Origin of the sequence: Burkholderia sp. PAMC 26561, assembly GCF_001557535.2 — a bacterium.
In the GTDB taxonomy this organism is placed as follows: domain Bacteria; phylum Pseudomonadota; class Gammaproteobacteria; order Burkholderiales; family Burkholderiaceae; genus Caballeronia.
Window position 1 is genome coordinate 856,159 of sequence record NZ_CP014306.1, and the last position, 19,016, is coordinate 875,174.

The 19,016-nt window shown below is 61.3% G+C and carries 21 protein-coding genes and 1 riboswitch; of the genes, 1 reads left to right on the plus strand and 20 read right to left on the minus strand.

Translation table 11 applies throughout. The annotated features are described in order from the left end of the window. Window positions 1-131: 131 nt before the first annotated feature. The 20 genes from hisH to AXG89_RS04105 all read right to left on the minus strand — a co-directional run bounded on the left by hisH (window position 132) and on the right by AXG89_RS04105 (window position 16,545). Window positions 132-782, minus strand: coding sequence for an imidazole glycerol phosphate synthase subunit HisH (gene hisH / locus AXG89_RS04010; RefSeq protein WP_062168103.1), 651 nt, complete (start codon window positions 780-782; stop codon window positions 132-134). A gap of 19 nt (window positions 783-801) precedes the next feature. After that, window positions 802-1,422, minus strand: coding sequence for a MarC family protein (locus AXG89_RS04015; protein WP_062000440.1), 621 nt, complete (start codon window positions 1,420-1,422; stop codon window positions 802-804). Window positions 1,423-1,472: 50 nt separating this feature from the next. Continuing rightward, complete coding sequence (gene hisB / locus AXG89_RS04020; protein WP_056355581.1) at window positions 1,473-2,060, minus strand: imidazoleglycerol-phosphate dehydratase HisB; 588 nt, start codon at window positions 2,058-2,060, stop codon at window positions 1,473-1,475. A 29-nt stretch (window positions 2,061-2,089) separates the two neighbouring features. Continuing rightward, window positions 2,090-3,160, minus strand: a complete 1,071-nt coding sequence (hisC, locus tag AXG89_RS04025) for a histidinol-phosphate transaminase (RefSeq protein WP_062000441.1) — start codon at window positions 3,158-3,160, stop codon at window positions 2,090-2,092. A 50-nt stretch (window positions 3,161-3,210) separates the two neighbouring features. Then, entirely contained in the window at window positions 3,211-4,536 is a 1,326-nt protein-coding gene (hisD, locus tag AXG89_RS04030; RefSeq protein ID WP_062168105.1) for a histidinol dehydrogenase, read from the minus strand. A gap of 43 nt (window positions 4,537-4,579) precedes the next feature. Beyond that, complete coding sequence (gene hisG, locus AXG89_RS04035; protein WP_062000442.1) at window positions 4,580-5,263, minus strand: ATP phosphoribosyltransferase; 684 nt, start codon at window positions 5,261-5,263, stop codon at window positions 4,580-4,582. Next, on the minus strand, window positions 5,260-6,528 hold the full coding sequence (murA, locus tag AXG89_RS04040; RefSeq protein WP_062168107.1) for a UDP-N-acetylglucosamine 1-carboxyvinyltransferase: 1,269 nt from the start codon (window positions 6,526-6,528) through the stop codon (window positions 5,260-5,262). Before murA ends, hisG begins: the two co-directional genes overlap by 4 nt. Before the next feature lie 136 nt (window positions 6,529-6,664). Continuing rightward, window positions 6,665-6,904: a BolA family protein gene (locus tag AXG89_RS04045; protein WP_062000443.1), complete on the minus strand. Its 240-nt coding sequence runs from the start codon at window positions 6,902-6,904 to the stop codon at window positions 6,665-6,667. A 64-nt stretch (window positions 6,905-6,968) separates the two neighbouring features. Further along, entirely contained in the window at window positions 6,969-7,724 is a 756-nt protein-coding gene (locus AXG89_RS04050; RefSeq protein ID WP_062000444.1) for an ABC transporter permease, read from the minus strand. Beyond that, a complete protein-coding gene (locus AXG89_RS04055) occupies window positions 7,721-8,647 on the minus strand; it encodes an ABC transporter ATP-binding protein (protein WP_062000445.1) in 927 nt (308 codons plus the stop codon). The genes AXG89_RS04050 and AXG89_RS04055 overlap by 4 nt, the downstream gene beginning before the upstream one ends. A gap of 224 nt (window positions 8,648-8,871) precedes the next feature. Beyond that, a complete protein-coding gene (locus AXG89_RS04060; RefSeq protein WP_172811952.1) occupies window positions 8,872-9,141 on the minus strand; it encodes an STAS domain-containing protein in 270 nt (89 codons plus the stop codon). After that, window positions 9,138-9,767 carry an MlaC/ttg2D family ABC transporter substrate-binding protein gene (locus tag AXG89_RS04065; protein ID WP_062000447.1) on the minus strand — a complete coding sequence of 210 codons (630 nt, stop codon included), beginning with the start codon at window positions 9,765-9,767 and terminating at the stop codon, window positions 9,138-9,140. The genes AXG89_RS04060 and AXG89_RS04065 overlap by 4 nt, the downstream gene beginning before the upstream one ends. A 137-nt stretch (window positions 9,768-9,904) precedes the next feature. Continuing rightward, complete coding sequence (locus AXG89_RS04070) at window positions 9,905-10,834, minus strand: MlaA family lipoprotein (protein ID WP_062000448.1); 930 nt, start codon at window positions 10,832-10,834, stop codon at window positions 9,905-9,907. A 100-nt stretch (window positions 10,835-10,934) separates the two neighbouring features. Beyond that, window positions 10,935-11,507 (minus strand): outer membrane lipid asymmetry maintenance protein MlaD, encoded by a 573-nt coding sequence (gene mlaD / locus AXG89_RS04075; protein WP_062000449.1) that lies wholly within the window; start codon window positions 11,505-11,507, stop codon window positions 10,935-10,937. 94 nt (window positions 11,508-11,601) lie between these two features. Continuing rightward, window positions 11,602-12,369, minus strand: a complete 768-nt coding sequence (gene mlaE, locus AXG89_RS04080; RefSeq protein WP_056355557.1) for a lipid asymmetry maintenance ABC transporter permease subunit MlaE — start codon at window positions 12,367-12,369, stop codon at window positions 11,602-11,604. Continuing rightward, window positions 12,366-13,184, minus strand: coding sequence for an ABC transporter ATP-binding protein (locus AXG89_RS04085; protein WP_062168109.1), 819 nt, complete (start codon window positions 13,182-13,184; stop codon window positions 12,366-12,368). The genes mlaE and AXG89_RS04085 overlap by 4 nt, the downstream gene beginning before the upstream one ends. Window positions 13,185-13,301: 117 nt before the next feature. Next, on the minus strand, window positions 13,302-14,372 hold the full coding sequence (gene thiE, locus AXG89_RS04090) for a thiamine phosphate synthase (protein WP_082771332.1): 1,071 nt from the start codon (window positions 14,370-14,372) through the stop codon (window positions 13,302-13,304). Continuing rightward, window positions 14,369-15,181, minus strand: a complete 813-nt coding sequence (locus AXG89_RS04095) for a thiazole synthase (RefSeq protein WP_056355552.1) — start codon at window positions 15,179-15,181, stop codon at window positions 14,369-14,371. The genes thiE and AXG89_RS04095 overlap by 4 nt, the downstream gene beginning before the upstream one ends. Window positions 15,182-15,202: 21 nt before the next feature. Then, entirely contained in the window at window positions 15,203-15,400 is a 198-nt protein-coding gene (gene thiS / locus AXG89_RS04100; RefSeq protein WP_062168111.1) for a sulfur carrier protein ThiS, read from the minus strand. Between the two features lie 8 nt (window positions 15,401-15,408). Beyond that, window positions 15,409-16,545: an FAD-dependent oxidoreductase gene (locus AXG89_RS04105; RefSeq protein WP_062168113.1), complete on the minus strand. Its 1,137-nt coding sequence runs from the start codon at window positions 16,543-16,545 to the stop codon at window positions 15,409-15,411. 224 nt (window positions 16,546-16,769) lie between these two features. Next, a riboswitch (TPP riboswitch) is annotated at window positions 16,770-16,900 on the minus strand. A 295-nt stretch (window positions 16,901-17,195) separates the two neighbouring features. On the opposite strand from AXG89_RS04105, the gene AXG89_RS04110 reads away from it, so the two are divergent. Continuing rightward, a complete protein-coding gene (locus AXG89_RS04110) occupies window positions 17,196-18,947 on the plus strand; it encodes an ABC transporter ATP-binding protein/permease (RefSeq protein WP_062168115.1) in 1,752 nt (583 codons plus the stop codon). The last annotated feature ends 69 nt before the right edge of the window (window positions 18,948-19,016 follow it).

Here is a 19,016-nt window from a genome sequence, read left to right on the forward strand (position 1 = left end):
TGATCGAACGATTGCGAATCTGGGCGGAGCGCCGCTTTTCGCCTACCGTCTCGCTAGTGTAGTACAAGTAATGCGCACGTCACGGCTGCAAACGGCATAAGCCAAAACGTCAGAATTACGCCGCGCAGACATCACGGATTCCAGTGAACGAAGTTACGGTACAGGCGCAATCCGGCATCGGCGCTCTTCTCCGGATGGAATTGGGTGGCGAAGAGGTTGTCGCGGGCAATCGCGGACGTGAAAGGCGCCCCGTACAGGGTTTCGCCGGACGTGTGCGCCGGGTTGTCCGGCACACCGTAATAACTGTGCACGAAATAGAAAAACGAGTCGTCAGGCACGCCTTCCCAGATCGGGTGGTGCTGCGCCTGACGCACACGGTTCCAGCCCATTTGCGGGACCTTGAAGCGCGAACCGTCGTCCTGCAATTGCCCTTCCAGATCGAAACGCACGACCTTGCCCGGCACGAGACCCAGGCCATTCGTGCCGTCAGCGCCGCCTTCCTCGCTCCAGTCGAACAGCATTTGCTCGCCCACGCACACGCCGAGCATCGGCTTGTTCCGCGCGGCTTCCATGACGGCTTCCTGCAAGCCCGACGCGCTGAAATGCGCCATGCAGTCGCGCATTGCGCCCTGTCCCGGCAACACGATCCGGTCGGCCGCACGAATGGCTTCCGGCTGCTCGACGATCGCCACGTCCGCTTCCGGCGCCGCATGGCGCAGCGCCTGGTACACGGAGCGCAGGTTGCCCATGCCGTAATCCACGATTGCTATCGAAGTTTTCATCGAAGTCACTAAAACAACGCTATTTCAGGGAGGGGATCAACGCCTTCAATCCATTGACGATAAATTCGACCGCCAGCGCCGACAACATCAGACCCATCAGCCGCGTACCAATGTTGATACCCGTTCGGCCGACCCAGGTTGCGATCGGCTCGGCCAGGCTCATCGCGCCGTAGCACAACACGGCCAGCACGCCGCCAATCATGACGAGACCAATGCGGTCGTACCAGTGCGCCACGCTTGCAGAATAGATGATTACCGTGCTGATCGAACCCGGCCCCGTCAGAAGAGGAATGGCCAGCGGCACGACCGCGATGCTGTTCTTGATCTCGGCTTCGTGCCGCTCTTCCGGCGTGGAGCGCGCGTTGCCAGTCTGCGCGTTCAACATGTTGATTGCCATCAGCAACATGATGATCCCGCCGCCGACTTCAAGCGATCCTACGGAAATGCCGAAGAACGCGATGATTTGCTGTCCGAGCAATGCCGTCACCGCGATCACGCAGAACACCGAAATGGACGCGATCCGGATCGTGCCCGCTTTTTCCGAGCGCGACATTTCGGTCGTCAGGCTCAGGAAAAACGGAATCGCGCCGACCGGATTGATCAGCGCGAGCAGGGATATAAACGATTTGAGTAGGTTCATCGCGGGCCGTCACGGCGTTGCATGGTGCAAACCGTGGCGTTTATCCGGCTTTAGAGGCTGCCCTTGGTAGATGGAATCTGCCCGGCCGCGCGTTCGTCCAGTTCCACGGCCATGCGCAGCGCGCGCCCGAACGCCTTGAAGACGGTTTCCACCTGATGGTGCGCGTTGATGCCACGCAAATTGTCGATGTGAAGCGTTACGCCCGCGTGATTCACGAAGCCGCGGAAGAATTCGATGGTCAGGTCCACGTCGAACGTACCAATGCGCGCGCGCGTGAACGGCACGTTGAATTCCAGGCCCGGACGGCCCGAAAAGTCGATCACGACACGCGACAACGCTTCGTCGAGCGGCACGTACGAGTGGCCGTACCGGCGAATGCCCTTGCGGTCGCCGATTGCCTTCGCCACCGCCTGGCCCAGCGTGATGCCCGTGTCTTCGACCGTGTGATGGTCGTCGATATGGAGGTCGCCATGCGCTTCGACGTCGAGGTCGATCAGGCCGTGACGCGCGATCTGGTCCAGCATGTGGTCGAGAAACGGCACGCCGGTCGCAAGTTTTTGTTTGCCGGTGCCATCCAGATCGAGCTTCACACGGATCTGCGTTTCGCTGGTGTTGCGAACGACTTCCGCAATGCGCATGGTATTTCCTTCGGAACTTTTAAGAGAATTCAGTGCAGCGCGAGTTTCAAAGCGGCGATCATTTGCGCGTTCTCCTGCGCCGATCCAACCGTCAAACGCACGCAATTTGCCAATAACGGATGCATTTTACTCACGTTTTTGATCAAAACCCGCGATGTCAGCAGGGTTTCGAAGACGGCTGCGGCATCCGGAACACGAACCAGCAGAAAGTTGCCGGCGCTGGGATAAACGGTCGCGCCGGGGAGCGCTGCGACGGCCTGTTCCAGACGTGTGCGTTCGAGGCGAAGTCCGGCGGCCTGGGCATCGAGCACATCGAGGTGATCCAGCATGAAATCCGCGGCCGCCTGCGTCAGCACGTTGATGTTGTACGGCGGGCGGACCTTGTCGAACTCGGTGATCCATGACGCCTTGCCGGCCAGGTAACCGAGGCGGATGCCGGCCAGACCGAGCTTCGAAAACGTGCGCATGACCACCACGTTGTCGAACTCGGCGGCGCGCGGCAGCCAGCTTTGCTGCGCGAACGGCTGATAGGCTTCATCGATTACGACAAGACTGCCCGATGCCGCCGCGATCACGCGTTCCATATCGGCGTCGTCGTAAAGCGTGCCGGTGGGATTGTTCGGGTACGCGAGATACACCAGCGCCGGATTGTGCACTTCGATAGCGGCGATGAGCGTGTCGGCATCAAGCGTGAAGTCGTCATTCAAAGGCACGCCGACGAAGTCCAGCCCCGCGAATTTTGCCGAGATTGCGTACATCACGAAGCCCGGAACGGGCGCGATCACCTTGGCGCCGGGCTTCGCGCACGCAACCGACATCATGCTGATCAGTTCGTCCGAACCATTGCCGAGCAGGACTTCGCACGCGGCGGGAACCTGCATCACGCGCTTGATCTTCTCGATCAACGCGGTGGGGCGCGGCTCGGGATAGCGGTTCAGCGCGACATCGGCGAGCCGTTCGCCTAGTCTGGACGCGAGTTCTGCCGGCAGCCGATACGGATTTTCCATCGCGTCGAGTTTCACCAGGCCGGTGGAATTCGGCACGGGATAGCACGTCATCGCGAGGACGTCGGGGCGGAGAATGTCTTGTGGTCGTGTCATGGTCTGCAAACTTCCGGGCGGCTTTTGAGCCGCCTCCTATAAGTGTAGTGTTACTGCGCCGTGTTTTTCATCCGGTACTCAGCGCTGCGGGCATGCGCCTGCAGGCCCTCCCCGTAGGCCAGTTCCGCTGCGATTTCCCCGAGCGTCTGCGCGCCTTCCGCGCTGACTTCGATCACGCTCGAACGCTTGATGAAGTCATACACGCCAAGCGGCGATGAGAACCGCGCCGTACGCGATGTCGGCAAAACGTGGTTCGGTCCCGCGCAGTAATCGCCGAGACTTTCGCTCGTGTAGCGGCCGAGGAAGATCGCGCCCGCGTGACGGATCAGCGCGCCCCATTGATGCGGATCGAGCGCTGAAATCTCCAGGTGTTCCGGCGCGATGTCGTTGGCGATCGCGCACGCTTCGTTCATGTCGGCGACCTTGATCAACGCGCCGCGATCTTCCAGCGAGCGCCGGATCACGTCACGACGCGGCAACGTGGGCAGCAATTCGTTGATTGCGTCTTCCACGCGCTGGATGAACGCGGCGTCCGGGCACAGCAGGATGGATTGCGCGAGTTCGTCGTGCTCGGCTTGCGAGAAGAGATCCATGGCGACCCAGCGCGGGTCGGTGGTTCCGTCGCAGATGATCAGGATTTCCGACGGTCCCGCGATCATGTCGATACCGACCGTGCCGAACACGCGCCGTTTCGCCGAGGCCACGTACGCGTTGCCGGGGCCGCAGATTTTATCGACGGCCGGGATGGATTGCGTGCCGTACGCGAGCGCGCCAACTGCCTGCGCGCCGCCGATGGTGAACACGCGATCCACGCCACCGAGCAACGCCGCCGCCAGCACCAGCGGATTCTTCACGCCGTCCGGCGTGGGCACGACCATCACGATTTCCTTCACACCGGCAACCCGCGCAGGAATCGCATTCATCAGCACGGACGACGGATACGCCGCCTTGCCGCCCGGCACGTAGATTCCGGCGCGATCCAGCGGCGTGACTTTCTGGCCGAGCATGGTGCCGTCGGCTTCAGTGTATTGCCAGCTATGGCTGCCACACTCGATTCGCTGCTTCTCGTGATACCCGCGCACGCGCGCCGCCGCTGCTTCGAGCGCCGCGCGGCGTTTCGGCTCGAGCCCTTCGAGCGCCGCTTCGAGTTCGGACTGCGGCAATTCCAGCGAAGCCACGCTTTCCGCCTTCAGCCGGTCGAACTTGTTCGTGTAGTCGAGCACGGCTTCGTCGCCGCGCTGTTTTACGTCAGCGAGAATTTGCGCGACAGAGCGCTCGATAGCTTCGTCCTCGCTCGCCTCGAACGCGAGCACCGCGTGCAGCGCCGTGTGAAAACCGTTGGCGCTGGAGTCGAGTTTGCGAATCTTGATAGACATGATGCTGGTATCCGTTTGTTTGCCTTGGCCTGCGTCGCTTTGCCTACACACTAGCCGACGCGCGTTCGAACGCATCGAGATAAGGCTTCAACGCAGCGCGCTTCAACTTCAGCGCGGCCTGGTTCACGACCAGACGCGACGATATTTCCATGATCTCTTCGACTTCGACAAGATCGTTGGCGCGCAACGTGTTGCCCGAGCTGACCAGGTCGACAATAGCATCGGCCAGTCCGACCAGCGGCGCGAGTTCCATCGATCCATACAGCTTGATCAAGTCGACGTGAACGCCCTTCGACGCGAAATGCTCTCGCGCCACTTCAACATATTTTGTCGCAATGCGCAGCCGCGCACCTTGCCGCACGGCGGTTTCGTAGTCGAAACCGTTCTTCACCGCCACCGACATCCGGCAGCGCGCAATGTTCAGGTCGACCGGCTGGTACAGCCCGCCGCCGCCGTGTTCGATCAGCACGTCCTTGCCCGCCACGCCGAAATCCGCAGCGCCGTATTCCACGTAAGTGGGGACATCGGTTGCACGCACGATGATCACCCGCAAATTCGGATTCGTGGTCGGCAAGATCAGCTTGCGCGACGTTTCCGGATCTTCGGTCACTTCAACGCCGGCGGCTGCGAGCAGCGGCAAGGTTTCTTCGAAGATCCGTCCCTTCGACAAAGCCAGCGTCAGCATTGCCCCCGCCGGCACCGATGCAGAAGTCTGCAGTGAACTCATTGCTCCACCCCGTTGCCCTTGATGCGCCGCACGTTTGCACCGACGGCCGTCAGCTTGCTTTCCATCCGGTCGTAGCCGCGATCGAGGTGATAGATCCGGTCGATCAGCGTCTCGCCTTCCGCACACATGGCCGCGATCACCAAACTCGCCGATGCTCGCAGATCCGTTGCCATCACCTTCGCGCCCGACAGCTTTTCGACGCCGGTAACCAGCGCCGTGTTGCCATCGACAGTAATGCTCGCGCCCAGGCGGTTCAGTTCCTGCACATGCATGAAGCGGTTTTCGAAGATGGTTTCGACCGCTTGCGACGTGCCGTTGGCCATGGTATTGAGCGCCATGAACTGGGCCTGCATGTCGGTCGGGAACGCCGGATATTCCGATGTCCGGAAACTCACCGCGTTCGGACGCTTGTTCATGCGCACGCGAATCCAGTTCTCGCCCTCTTCCACCGATACACCCGCTTCGTGCAGCTTCTCGATCACCGCTTCGAGCAGCGAAGGATTCACGTTACGCAATGTGACGTCGCCGCCGGTCGCCGCAACGGCGCAAAGAAACGTGCCGGCTTCAATGCGGTCAGGCACCACTGAATGGTGCGCGCCATGCAGCTTGTCCACGCCTTGAATGACGAGCCGGTCCGAGCCGATGCCATCGATCTTCGCGCCCATCGCGACGAGCAGATTCGCAAGGTCGCTGACTTCCGGCTCGCGCGCCGCGTTCTCGATCACCGTTTCGCCTTCCGCCAGAACCGCCGCCATCAGCAGGTTTTCCGTGCCGGTGACCGTGATCATGTCGGTGACGATGCGCGCGCCTTTCAGGCGCTTCGCCCGCGCCTCGATAAAACCATGCTCGATGGTGATCTCGGCGCCCATCGCCTGGAGGCCCTTGATATGCTGATCGACGGGGCGCGCGCCGATGGCGCAGCCGCCTGGCAACGACACCTTCGCTTCACCAAAGCGCGCGACGAGCGGACCGAGCACGAGGATGGACGCACGCATGGTCTTGACCATTTCGTACGGCGCGACGAGGTTGTCCAGCTTCGCTGCGTTCAGCGACACGCGGCCATCCGCCGACTCCGAACGCACGCCCATCTGGTTGAGCAATTTGAGCATCGTGCGCACGTCCTGCAGGTTGGGCACGTTTTCCAGATGCACGTCGTCTGCGGTCAGCAAGCTGGCGCAGAGAATCGGCAATGCCGCGTTCTTCGCACCGGATACAACGATTTCGCCCGAGAGCTTCGAGCCCCCGACAATCACGAGTTTGTCCATGCCTGGCGTTCCTTCTACGGAGCTTCCTGCAGCGGCGCCGTGGTCGGCGTCGCGGTTGTCTTGAGTGAATCGCACTAAATTTCCAGCTAATCGGTTGACAGGTGATGCTCAGCTACAGCGCGAGCCGGCGAACCGCTCAGGCGGGTTTCCACTCGGCGGGCGTCAGCGTCTTCATGCTCAGCGCGTGGATTTCCGCCCGCATGCGGTCGCCAAGGGCCGCGTAAACGAGTTGGTGACGCGCGATCGGCCGCTTGCCTTCGAACGCATCGCTCACGATGGTCGCAAAGAAATGCTGGCCGTCGCCTTCGACTTCGACGTGCTGGCAAGACAAGCCGCCAGCGATGTAGTCCTTCACTTGCTCGGGAGTTGGCAACATGGGTGTCTCCTGAAAATTGAGCGAATCGATTAAATGAGCCTGCGAGTGAGCCTGATGAGTGAGCCTAGTGGCGCAGCTTGTAGCCGCTTGCCAGGAGGCGCATGGCAACCACAGCCAGCACGATAAAAAACCCGCCGACAATGCCAAGGCTCGCGAGCGGACTGACGTCGGACATGCCGAAAAAGCCGTAGCGGAAACCGTCGATCATGTAGAAAAACGGATTGAGCCGCGACACTTCGCGCCAGATGGGCGGCAGCGTATGCGTGGAGTAAAACACGCCCGACAGGAACGTCAGCGGCATGATCAGGAAGTTCTGGAACGCGGCGAGCTGGTCGAACTTGTCTGCCCAGACGCCGGCGATCAACCCGAGCGTGCCGAGAATCGCCGAGCCGAGGATGGCGAACGCGAGAATGTAGAGCGGCGCGGAGAAGCTCATTGGAATGAACCACACCGTCACGATAAAGACGCCGAATCCAACCGCCAATCCGCGCACAACGGACGCCAGCACGTACGCGAAGAACATTTCCCAGTGCGAGAGCGGCGGCAGCAGGACGAACACCAGATTACCCGTGATCTTCGACTGAATCAGCGACGAAGAACTGTTTGCGAACGCGTTCTGCAGCACGCTCATCATCACGAGGCCAGGCACGAGAAAACTCGTGTAGGCCACACCGGGATAAACCTCGACATGACTCGTCAGCGCGTGGCCGAAGATCATCAGGTACAACAAGGCCGTGATCACCGGCGCGAGCACGGTCTGGAACGCGACCTTGTAGAAACGCAGGATTTCCTTGTAGAACAGGGTGCGAAAGCCGCTCATGACAAGCCCTCGACCACTTCCGGCCCGTTCATCACTTGCACGAATACGTCTTCCAGATCTGCCTTGCGGACATCGATTTCATCGAACGTGCAGCCGGCCGCTCGGCATTTCGCGAGGATCGGCTCGACGTCGTCGTAGCTTGAAAGTCGCAGCAAATGATTCGTGCCCGAGGTCGCCCGCGGATCGACTTCCAGCGTGCGCAGCTCGACGGGCAACACGCCCTGCGAGAATCTCAGCGAAAGCTGCATGCCGGCGAAGCGCTGCAACAGCGTGCTGGTTCGTTCGAGCGCGACCACCTCGCCGCGACGCAGCATTGCGAGCCGGTCGCACAAGGCCTCGGCTTCTTCCAGATAGTGCGTCGTCAACACGATGGTGTGACCCTCGCGATTCAGGCGCGAGATGAATTTCCAGAGCGTCTGGCGCAACTCGACATCGACACCCGCGGTCGGTTCGTCGAGCACGATCACCGGCGGTTTGTGCACCAGCGCCTGCGCGACCAGCACACGGCGTTTCATGCCGCCGGACAGTGCACGCGTGTTGACATCGGCTTTCTCGGTGAGATCGAGATTCGCCATGATTTCGTCGATCCAGTCATCGTTTTTACGCAGACCGAAGTAGCCCGACTGGATGCGCAGCGATTCGCGGACGGTGAAAAACGGATCGAAGACGAGTTCCTGCGGCACCACGCCGAGCGAACGGCGTGCATCGCGGAAATCCGTGACCACGTCGTGGCCGCGTACGGAGATCGTGCCGCTATCCGCGCGCGCGAGGCCCGCGAGAATGCTGATCAGGGTAGTTTTACCCGCGCCGTTCGGGCCGAGCAGACCGAAAAACTCGCCCTCTTCGACGACGAGATTCACGCCTTTGAGCGCTTGCAGCTCTTTGTAGCGCTTTTTGACGTTGCGTATTTCTATGGCTGACATTGACAGTGCGCGCGCGTGTTGGGGGCTGCGCCTCTAGGTGTGCGGATCGGAACCAGAACCGGCCTTCATTACGACGAAAGGCGGAAGTCAGGCCGAAAAAACGGTTGATTATAGGCCATCTGCGGCTGGGAGCTGCCGCAAGCGTGTCCGTGACAACCCTGTCTGGCGGGTCTCGTCTGCGTCAGAACGCGACGAAAACACGCCATGGGTTCAGGCAGACAGGATCAATGTCGGAAGGTGAGAAGCGTATCGACGCCATAGACTTGCGCGAGACTGGCAAGCCCGGAGGGGAGATTGACGACGGCAAATGCCGCACCGCGCGCAGTGGCAGCACGCTGCCACGCGATCAGGACGGCGAGCGCCGACGAATCGAATTGCTTGAGCGGCGCGCAATCCACTTCGGTTGCGCCCGCTGCGATCCGCGACAAACCCGCATCGAGCGCGCTCTTTGCGCTGTCGTGCGTGAGGGTCGCGGCGGTTTCGAAGCGACTCACGATGCCTTGCCGTTCGCGAGTTGCTGGTTACGCTGGGTCAGGAACTGCAGCAGGCCGGACACGCCATGCTGCTGGATCTGCTCGTTGAACTGCTGCTGGTAAGCCTGGATCAGCCACGCACCGAGCACGTTGATGTCGTACACCTTCCAGCCCTGCGGCGTCTTGTACAGGCGGTAGTCGAGCTGGATCGGCGAACCGTTGTTCAGCACGACCGAGCGAACGACCACGTCTGTGTCGCTCGGATCAGCGCGGAACGGCTTGTACTGGACTTGCTGGTCGCGAACCTGCGCCAACGCGCCCGCATACGTGCGGATCAGCAGCATCTTGAACTGCTCGACGATCTGCTTTTGCTGTTCCGGCGTCGCCGTGTTCCAGTTGCGGCCCATCACCAGACGCGTGGTCCGGGTGAAGTCCGTGTATGGCAGGATCTTTTCATTCACCAGCTGCGTGATGCGCGTGATGTTGCCCGACTGGATCTGCTTGTCGGCCTTGATTTGATCGAGAACCTGGGAGGTCACCGTCTTGACGAGTCCGTCTGGCGTCGACATATCGTCGGCTTGAGCGAACGCGCCCGTGCAAAAAGCCATCAGCACGGCAAACAGGGGGAGCAAGAATAGTTTTTTCATTAAAGACTCTGCAAAAAAAGTGGCCTGGGTTTGAGCGCGGCGTGCACTACGAGTTCATCACCGCACTATTACCAGCCGTCAAAACGCTTTCGATATATTACTGGCGCGCGGTGTTTTGCGCTTTTTCCACACTTTGCTCAACGCAGCCTGAACGACGGGAACGACGGAATGCGCGGCGGCACCATGCGATCAGCCGGAACACCGGTTGCGCCCGGTGCGCTTGCACCCGCTGCGCCAGAAGCCGCTTGCGGCGCCGATGCCGATCCTGCCGGCGGCGACGCCAATACCCCTGAAGCAGCTCCCGCGCCTGCCGGCGCATTTACGTCGTCATATTTCGGTAGTGGCTCGTTGCCTGTGTCGCCGTAATCCGGCACGGCCGTGTTGTCCTGATTGCCGAGCAGATACTGACGGCGCTGAAGGTACGCATTGCGGACGAACGAGTATTTGTCGAGCGCGGCGTCAGCCAGTACGTCGCTTGCGCCGAGCAGGTTCGCACGCGTGTTCACCAGTTCCACACCAAACAGCGTCGTGCGGAACCAGGTCGGATCGACATAACTCGTCACGTTGCCGAAATAGTCGACCACCGTACCGGCCGTATCCCGCACCGTGCTCGGTCCGAGCAGCGGCAACACGACGTAAGGACCCGACGGCACGCCATAGTGGCCAAGCGTCAAGCCGAAATCCTGATTGTGCTTGGGCAAGCCCGCGACGCTCGCCACGTCGAAGAGACCCGCCACGCCGAAGATCGAGTTCATCACCACGCGCATGATGTCCGACACGCCGTCCGCAATCCGCAACTGCACGAGATTGTTCGCGGCCGTGTAGATATCGCCGATATTGCCGAAGAAGTTCGTCACGCTGTCGCGCACCGGCTGCGGCGTGATGAACACATAACCCTTCGCAATCGGCTTGAGCGCGACCTGGTCGATCTTGTCGTTGATCGTGAACATCGTCCGGTTATAGCTTTCGAACGGATCGCCCTTCGTGGGCGTGGTCACAGTCGCGCACCCGGCAAGCACCGCCACCGCGAGCACCACGGCCGCGTTCTTTACGCGCATTGCCTGCATTTTGTTCTTCTCCTTATTGTCGCTGACCCGAAGGCTGGCTTGTACTGCGAAATATGCCTGCCTTCGGCTGCCTGAATTTTGCCGGATCAATAAGTCCGGATCATTGACCTGCAGCGCTTGCGCCCATTGCGCTAGCCGCGCCCGGGAACGCCGGAGCCGCGGGCGTTGCAGCGGCTGGCGCTCCAGCGCCAGGCGATGCCGGCTTGGATGCGCCCGAATCCGCCGCCTTGTTGTACAGGAACTGCCCGATCAGGTTCTCGAGAACCACGGCCGATTGCGTCATCGAAATCGTATCGCCGCTCTTGAGCATCTGGTCGTCGCCGCCTGGCTCGAGCCCGATGTACTGTTCGCCGAGCAAGCCCGACGTCAGGATCTTCGCCGACGAATCCTTAGGAAACTGATACTGCTTGTCGATATCGATCGTGACCTGCGCCTGATACGTATTCTGGTCGAAGCCGATATTCGCAACACGGCCCACCGTCACGCCCGCGCTTTTCACCGGCGCACGCGGCTTCAATCCGCCAATGTTGTCGAACTTCAGCTTGACCGGATAGGTCGGCTGAAACGACATTGCGTTCATATTGCCGGCCTTCAGTGCAAGGAATAACAGCGCCACGAAACCCAGCACCACGAAGAGGCCGACCCAAAAGTCGAGAGCAGCAGTCTTTTTCATCGTCTTCCCAAAGAATCTTGTCGCAGTTTTTTGCGTGAAGGTCTGTGCCCTTCACAACGTCTGCGACCCGGTAGTCGGGCCGCAGGCCGATACGTCAGTTGAACATCAGCGCGGTCAGCAAAAAGTCCAGTCCGAGCACGGCAAGAGACCCGTACACAACCGTTTTTGTGGTCGCGCGCGATACGCCTTCCGGCGTGGGCTGCGCTTCGTAGCCCTGGAACAGCGCGATGAACGTGACCGCAAAGCCGAACACAATGCTCTTGATCACGCCGTTGCCGACGTCGCTCCAGACATCCACGCCGCCCTGCATCTGCGACCAGAACGCACCGGAATCCACGCCGATCATCAGCACGCCCACTACATATCCGCCGAAAATGCCGACCGCGCTGAAAATAGCCGCCAGTACCGGCATGGCGATGATCCCGGCCCAGAAACGCGGCGCCACGACCACCTTGAGCGGATCGACGGCCATCATTTCCATGGCGGTGAGTTGCTCACCCGCCTTCATCAGGCCGATTTCCGCCGTCAGCGACGTTCCCGCGCGGCCGGCAAACAACAGGGCCGTGACCACGGGACCGAGTTCACGCACGAGCGACAGCGCCACCAGCAGCCCAAGTGCTTGCTCGGAGCCGTACCGGTTGAGGGTTAGATAGCCCTGCAAACCCAGCACGAAGCCGACGAACAAGCCCGACACGCCGATAATCAGCAGCGAATAATTGCCGACGAAGTGGATCTGTTTCGTGACAAGGCGCGGGCGGCGCAGCAACGGAAAGAATTCGACGACCAGGCGCAGGAACATGCGCGTCGCGTATCCGATCGTGCCGAAGCTGCCGAGCACCGAGCGTCCGATGGCGCTGATCATGCCTTTGCTCCGATACCAAAGTCCGCCGCGAGCGGCGTCGTGCTTGGATAGTGAAATTTGAAGGGACCGTCGGGCGCGCCGTCGATGAATTGCCGCACCGAGGGTTCCTGCGACGCCCGCAATTCCGCCGGCGTGCCTTCCGCCAGAATGCCGCCGTTCGCGATGAAATACACGTAATCGGCAATGGCGAACGACTCCGGCACATCGTGCGTGACGAGAATGGACGTGGCGCCCAGCGCGCTGTTCAACGTGCGGATGAGGTTGGCCGTAATGCCGAGCGAGATGGGATCGAGGCCGGCGAACGGTTCGTCGTACATCATCAGTTCGGGATCGAGCGCGATCGCGCGGGCAAGCGCTACGCGGCGCGCCATACCGCCCGATATCTCCGATGGCGACAGATCCCGCGCACCGCGCAGCCCGACCGCATTGAGCTTCATCAGCACGAGGTCACGCAGCAGTTCCTCGGGAAGATCGGTGTGTTCCCGTAACGGGAACGCGACGTTGTCGAAAACAGTCTGGTCGGTGAAGAGCGCGCCGAACTGGAACAGCATGCCCATTTTCCGGCGCAGTTCGTAGAGGCCGTCGCGCGTCTGCGCGCCGACGTCCTTGCCGCCGAAAAGCACTTGGCCTTTTTGCGCCTTCACAAGTCCGCCGATCAGGCGCAGCACGGTCGTCTTGCCACAGCCGGAGCCGCCCATGACGGCCACGACCTGACCGCGCTTGAAGCGCATGTTGAGTTTCGACAGGATGAGCCGGTCGCCGTAGCCGAAATCGACATCGCGAAGCTCTAGCAAAGTCTCGGGAGAAGCTGACACAGGGGCTGACAATCCTTTTACGCAAGAGGCCGAATTATAGGGCCTGTGCGCTTGCAGCGACGTGACGGTCCCTTTCGACTGATCAAAACATATGAAGTTTTTTCCGATTCGGATGCATTATCGCGCGAATTCCTGTTGCAGCGCAGAAATGGCGGACGTGAGCTCTGGCGCCTCTGTAATGGCGCGAACGACTGCTGCGCTTCCTACACCGGTCGACAACACTTGCTGCAGCACGGAACCATTCACGCCGCCAATAGCAACAAGCGGAACAATGCCGTCGAGCAAGCGCACATATCGTGCCAGACGCGACAAACCTTGCGGCGCGGTTGGCATGACCTTGGTCGTTGTCGGAAATACCGCACCAAGCGCAAGGTAGCTTGGTTTGAAATGCAGCGCCTTCAACATTTCGTAGTAACCGTGCGTCGACAGCCCGAGGCGCAGCCCGGCTTCTGCGATGGCGTTCAGGTCGGCCGTATCGACGTCTTCCTGCCCAAGGTGGACGCCGTAAGCGCCGGCGCGGACCGCTGCCTGCCAATGATCGTTGATGAACAACTGGGCGTCATGTTTGGCGCCCGCAGCCACCGCACGCTCGATTTCCTGCTTCAAATCACCAGAATCGGCCGATTTACGGCGCAATTGCACCGTCCTCACTCCGTGGTCCAGAACCTGTTCAACCCATTCCGCGCTTGGCAGCACGGCGTACAGGCCCAGCCGGTCCGGGCAATGCGGGAAGGGCTTCGATAGTGCAGGCGGCAAATTTGCCACCTTCGGGAAGGTGTAAAAGTCCACGGGCCAGGCATCGAGTTCGTCCAGGTTCGATGGGCGCCAGGCGAGCGCCAGCACAAGCGCGTCGTGCGGCTCGAATCCGCAATCCAGAAACGCGGCCAATGCTGCGAGCCAGTCGTCCGACCATTCGCCATCGAGCGCGTATTCCACGCCATCGAGCTGCAGCGTCGCGTGGCCCGCGGTGGCGGCCAGCAAGCCCACGCCATCCGCCGCCTCTGCGGAGGAACCGCCGCCCACGATCAAATCCCCCTTCAGCGGACGATCCGGCACGCTCAAGCAAATCCGCCATTGCTTCGATGCCGCCGGCCAGTCCCCCAGGCGCCGGCGAATTCGCTCGGCGGCTTCCAGGAGTTCGTCGGCGGGTGGCCAGAATATTTCTCGATCCTGCGACAACAAACTCATGCAGCACTCCCGTCTTGATGCCAGAACGGCATGCCGACAACCGGCGTGCTCGCCTGCGCGCTATCGCGCTCGGCCATTGGACCTGCCAGATAGGCCATCCGCCCCGCCTCGACGCCCAGCGCAAACGCGCGGGCCATCTGCGGCGGAAACGTGGCCTGCGAGACGGCCGTGTTCAGCAACACGCCGTCGAAACCCCATTCCATTACCTGACACGCATGCGACGGCACGCCCAGACCGGCATCGACGATAAGCGGCACATCCGGCAACCGCTCACGCAACGTGCGCAATCCGTAGGGGTTCGTCACGCCCTTCCCCGTGCCGATCGGCGCGCCCCACGGCATCAGCGCCTCGCAGCCGACATCGAGCAGACGCCGGCCGATCACCAGGTCCTCCGTGCAATACGGCAGCACCTTGAAGCCTTCGCGGATCAGTATTCCGGCGGCCTCGACCAGGCCAATCGGGTCGGGCTGAAGCGTGTAGTCGTCGCCGATGAGTTCGAGCTTGAGCCAAGGGGTATCGAAGAGTTCGCGCGCCATTCGCGCTGTGGTGAGCACTTCGTCCACCGTCTGGCAGCCCGCTGTGTTCGGCAGCAATGCGACGCCGTGGCGCTTCAAGACATCGAAAAAACCGGCTTCACCCGTGTTCGACTGGCGCCGCAATGCGACGGTGACCATGCCGGGACGGGCGGCATCGATGGAATCCGACAGCGATTGCAACGACGGATAGCGCGAGGTCCCCAGCAATACGCGGCTCGGGAAAGACGTGCCGTAGAGCGTGAGGGTATCGGCGGTGGTGATCGTGGAGGTCATGATCGATCCTTTTATGAATGCTCAGCCGCCGGCGACCGGCGAGACAATATCGAGCTTGTCGCCGGCATTGAGCGCCTTCGATGCATGCTCGCCGCGCGCCACGAACTGGCCGTTCAGGGCCACGGCGAACGGCGGCTTCGCGCCGAAAGCGGCGAGCGCGTCGGTGACGGTGGCGGCATTGGAGACGGAAAACGGCTGTTGATTGATGTGAATGTTCATGATGAATCTCAAAGCACGGGCGCCGCGTGTTCGCAGCGCAGCAAGGCGGACCAGCGGGCCTGCTGGCGCCAGTCATCGAAGGAATCGGGGTTATTGATCGCGCCGCCGAGCAACGCTTCGGCGAGCGCGCGGGCGGTGTCCGCGACTTCGGGCGCGATCATGTAGCCGTGCCGGTATAAACCATTCACGCGCAAGGTTCGTGCGCCGTCCCAGACAACCGCCGGCCGATGGTCCGGCAAGGTCGGGCGGCATTGCGAATTCAGCTCGAGAATGCGCGCCTCGCCAAAACCCGGATGCACCGCGAACGCGGCGCTCAGCAGTTCCAGCGCGGATCGCACGGTGACCGGCGACATGTCTTCGCCCTCGACTTCGGTCGCGCCGATCACGTACAAATCGTTTTCCTTCGGCGCGATGTAAAGCGGATAACGCGGGTGCAGCAAACGCACCGGCCGCATCAGGCCGATACCCGGCGCATGCACGCGTGCGACTTCGCCCCGGATGCCTCGCAACGCCGGCCACGCGGGTTTGCCGCCGAGACCACGGCAATCGATGACAAAACGCGCGTCCGGCATCGTATCGATCGTTGTGTTCCAGTGAAGGTCGACGTTGCGCTCCGCGAGTCCTGCCGCGAGTGCAGTCAGGACCTGGCGGTTATCGAGCTGGCCTTCATTGGGGAGCAGCCAACCCTGCGGGAAACGTGTGCCGAGCGATGGTTCGGCGGCCGCGACCTGCGCGCCCGACAGCTTGACGAAGCCGTCCTGAAACAACGCCGGCGGCGCATTCGCCCGCAAGCGGCGTTCGAACAGCGGCGCCTCGGCGCGATCGCCGGCATGCCAGACGACCAGCGTGCCATTGCGCTGGAAGAACACCGGTTGCGGCAATTGCGCAATCAACTGCGGCCAGCGCTCAAGCGACGCCGCCCCGAGTTCCGTGATCAGCAATTCGGCGCTGGCCGCTTCGGCGAGCGGCGCGAGCATCGCCGCGGCGACCCACGCCGCCGACTGGGTGCCCGCTGCATCGCCTCGTTCGTACAACGCCACGCGATGCCCCGCGCCCGCCAGCAGCCACGCGATCAGCCGCCCGCACAGGCCGCCGCCGACGACGGCAAAGTCGGGCTGGGCAGACACGAACGGATTGGACCGCATAACAGTATTCACGATGACGATGCCTCCTCAGCAAACGCTGCAGAACGGACAGGCGCGCACGAAGCACAAGGAAGTCGATGTCGGGAGACATGCCCGTTTCGAGCCCTGACTGAACGCGCGGCGCATCAAACATGTTCAGGGACGAAACCACGGCGAGAATGCAGCCGGCGCGCACGAAATGCGGATTGCGGGCCAGCCAGAACTGGAAGAAACAGAAAACCCCATGCGGGTTTCCGGAAACTTCCCTCGCCGGTATTACCCGGATCGGGTGCAAAGGGACTCTCTCAGCCTCGCCGCGCGTTTCTCCACTTTTTCAAACCCGGAGACGCGTGCCGAAGCACCCCTGTTTCGTCAACAATCATTAAAACATAAAAACGAAACGACCCGCAAACAAGCGGCTCTCATACTAGCGACCCGAACAGGGAAAAAGCCCGCCTTTCTTCCCTTTCGTTCGAGCCCGGCGCACTCTGGCACAATGCCGCGAACGCCGATGCATGTTGCAATTGCACGGATACAGCGAGAATTAAGGAGCAGTTAAGGCGCGCCCGAAACAATGCTCCGGCGCGCGCCGCCTTTGCTGATTGCGTACGATCCCAGGCGACCGCCAAGTTACAAACCTGCCGCCGAGCCGGCACGTCCTCAGGAAGCTCATGACCATCACACCTCCAGGCAACACAGAACAAAACGCCGACAAAGTGTCGGCGTGGAGTCTCATCAAGCCTTATTGGGTATCGGAAGAACGCGGCATTGCGTGGCTTTTGCTGGTTGCGATCATCGCGATCAACATGACGGTCGTGTACATCAACGTTCGCCTGAACAAGTGGAACGGGGACTTCTACAACGCGCTGCAGACCAAGAATGTCCACGACTTTCCGCACCTGCTGATGATCTTCACCGGTCTTGCGTTTGCGTACATCCTGCTCGCGGTGTACGGCCGGTATTTGCGGCAGATGCTCGGCTTCCGGTGGCGTCAATGGCTGACACATCGCTACCTCGAACAATGGCTCGGCGACAAAGCCTTCTACCGCATAGAACGCGATCGTCTCGCCGATAACCCCGACCAGCGGATCAGCGACGACCTCCAGTCGTTTGCCACGACGACGCTGGCGTTATCGCTGGATTTGCTGTCCACGCTCGTGACGCTCGCCACGTTCATCACCATCCTGTGGTCGCTCGCCGGCGCGTTGAGTTTCTCCGTGTTCGGCACGGCCGTCACCATTCCGGGCTACATGGTCTGGGCCGCTGCGGGATATGCCGTCATCGGGTCGCTCCTGATGCAACGCTTCGGCCATCCGTTGGTATCGATCAATTACCAGGCGCAGAAAGTGGAAGCAAACTTCCGCTTCGGCCTCATCCGCATTCGCGAAAACGCCGAGCAGATCGCGTTCTACGATGGCGTCGCGACCGAGACCACGACCGCCAAGGGCATCTTCCAGACGATCCGCCAGAACTACTGGCAGATCATGAAATACACCAAGCGGCTCACCTTCGTACTGGCGTTTTATAGCCAGGTAGCGAACATCTTCCCGATCATGGTCGCCGCGCCCCGCTACTTCGCCGGGTTTTATTCGCTCGGCGTGCTGATGCAGATCAGTTCGGCGTTCGGCACGGTCAGCGACTCGTTTTCGTGGTTCATCAATAGTTACTCGACCTTGGTCGAATGGCGCGCGACCGTGAACCGGCTGCGCGAGTTCAAGCGCGTGATGCGCTCCACGCACATCAAGGAAGCGATTTCGCCGGCAACCGTGCATGGCGGCATCAACCTGCATTACGCGAGCACGGATGCGCTGGTAACAAAGGGATTGAAACTGGCCTTGCCCAATGGCAAGCCGCTCGCCAGCGTCGCCGATGTCACCGTCAAGCCCGGATCGCGATGGCTCGTGCAAGGGCCGTCGGGTTCAGGCAAGAGCACGTTGATGCGCGCGCTGGCCGGCTTGTGGCCGTTCGGCGATGGCACCATCGATGCGCCCGTCGATGCAAAGCTGATGTTCATCCCGCAGCAAAGCTACTTGCCGATCGGCACGTTGAAGGCGGCGCTGAGCTATCCGTCGGAGGCGTCCATTTTCTCCGATGACGCCTGCCGCGAAGCGCTGCGCGTCTGCAATCTGGCTGCATACGGCACGCGGCTGGAAGAGTCCGGTCATTGGGCGAAGATGATGTCGCCGGGCGAACAGCAACGGCTTGCTGCGGCTCGAGTGCTGCTGCACAAGCCGGACTTCATCTTCCTCGACGAAGCGACCAGCGCCCTCGATGCCGAGAACGAGATGCTGATCTATACGGCCTTCATCGACGCCTTGCCGAACGCCGCGATTGTCAGCGTCGCGCATCGGGAATCGGTCTCCGGGTTCCATGAAAACCGGATCGATATCGAGCGCGCGGCGGTGGAAAGTATCCCGGCGTAGCGCACCGGTTATTGCGTGTTTGGAAAAGCGGGCGCTTGCTGACCCGCTTTTCGCATTTTTGGACGCCGT

Excerpts from the sequence above, each read along its gene's own strand:
- hisH (WP_062168103.1), bottom strand. The coding sequence starts at position 782 with ATGAAAACTTCGATAGCAATCGTGGATTACGGCATGGGCAACCTGCGC.
- AXG89_RS04015 (WP_062000440.1), bottom strand. The coding sequence starts at position 1,422 with ATGAACCTACTCAAATCGTTTATATCCCTGCTCGCGCTGATCAATCCG.
- hisB (WP_056355581.1), bottom strand. The coding sequence starts at position 2,060 with ATGCGCATTGCGGAAGTCGTTCGCAACACCAGCGAAACGCAGATCCGT.
- hisC (WP_062000441.1), bottom strand. The coding sequence starts at position 3,160 with ATGACACGACCACAAGACATTCTCCGCCCCGACGTCCTCGCGATGACG.
- hisD (WP_062168105.1), bottom strand. The coding sequence starts at position 4,536 with ATGTCTATCAAGATTCGCAAACTCGACTCCAGCGCCAACGGTTTTCAC.
- hisG (WP_062000442.1), bottom strand. The coding sequence starts at position 5,263 with ATGAGTTCACTGCAGACTTCTGCATCGGTGCCGGCGGGGGCAATGCTG.
- murA (WP_062168107.1), bottom strand. The coding sequence starts at position 6,528 with ATGGACAAACTCGTGATTGTCGGGGGCTCGAAGCTCTCGGGCGAAATC.
- AXG89_RS04045 (WP_062000443.1), bottom strand. The coding sequence starts at position 6,904 with ATGTTGCCAACTCCCGAGCAAGTGAAGGACTACATCGCTGGCGGCTTG.
- AXG89_RS04050 (WP_062000444.1), bottom strand. The coding sequence starts at position 7,724 with ATGAGCGGCTTTCGCACCCTGTTCTACAAGGAAATCCTGCGTTTCTAC.
- AXG89_RS04055 (WP_062000445.1), bottom strand. The coding sequence starts at position 8,647 with ATGTCAGCCATAGAAATACGCAACGTCAAAAAGCGCTACAAAGAGCTG.
- AXG89_RS04065 (WP_062000447.1), bottom strand. The coding sequence starts at position 9,767 with ATGAAAAAACTATTCTTGCTCCCCCTGTTTGCCGTGCTGATGGCTTTT.
- AXG89_RS04070 (WP_062000448.1), bottom strand. The coding sequence starts at position 10,834 with ATGCAGGCAATGCGCGTAAAGAACGCGGCCGTGGTGCTCGCGGTGGCG.
- mlaD (WP_062000449.1), bottom strand. The coding sequence starts at position 11,507 with ATGAAAAAGACTGCTGCTCTCGACTTTTGGGTCGGCCTCTTCGTGGTG.
- mlaE (WP_056355557.1), bottom strand. The coding sequence starts at position 12,369 with ATGATCAGCGCCATCGGACGCTCGGTGCTCGGCAGCTTCGGCACGATC.
- thiE (WP_082771332.1), bottom strand. The coding sequence starts at position 14,372 with ATGAGTTTGTTGTCGCAGGATCGAGAAATATTCTGGCCACCCGCCGAC.
- AXG89_RS04095 (WP_056355552.1), bottom strand. The coding sequence starts at position 15,181 with ATGACCTCCACGATCACCACCGCCGATACCCTCACGCTCTACGGCACG.
- thiS (WP_062168111.1), bottom strand. The coding sequence starts at position 15,400 with ATGAACATTCACATCAATCAACAGCCGTTTTCCGTCTCCAATGCCGCC.
- AXG89_RS04105 (WP_062168113.1), bottom strand. The coding sequence starts at position 16,545 with ATGCGGTCCAATCCGTTCGTGTCTGCCCAGCCCGACTTTGCCGTCGTC.
- AXG89_RS04110 (WP_062168115.1), top strand. The coding sequence starts at position 17,196 with ATGACCATCACACCTCCAGGCAACACAGAACAAAACGCCGACAAAGTG.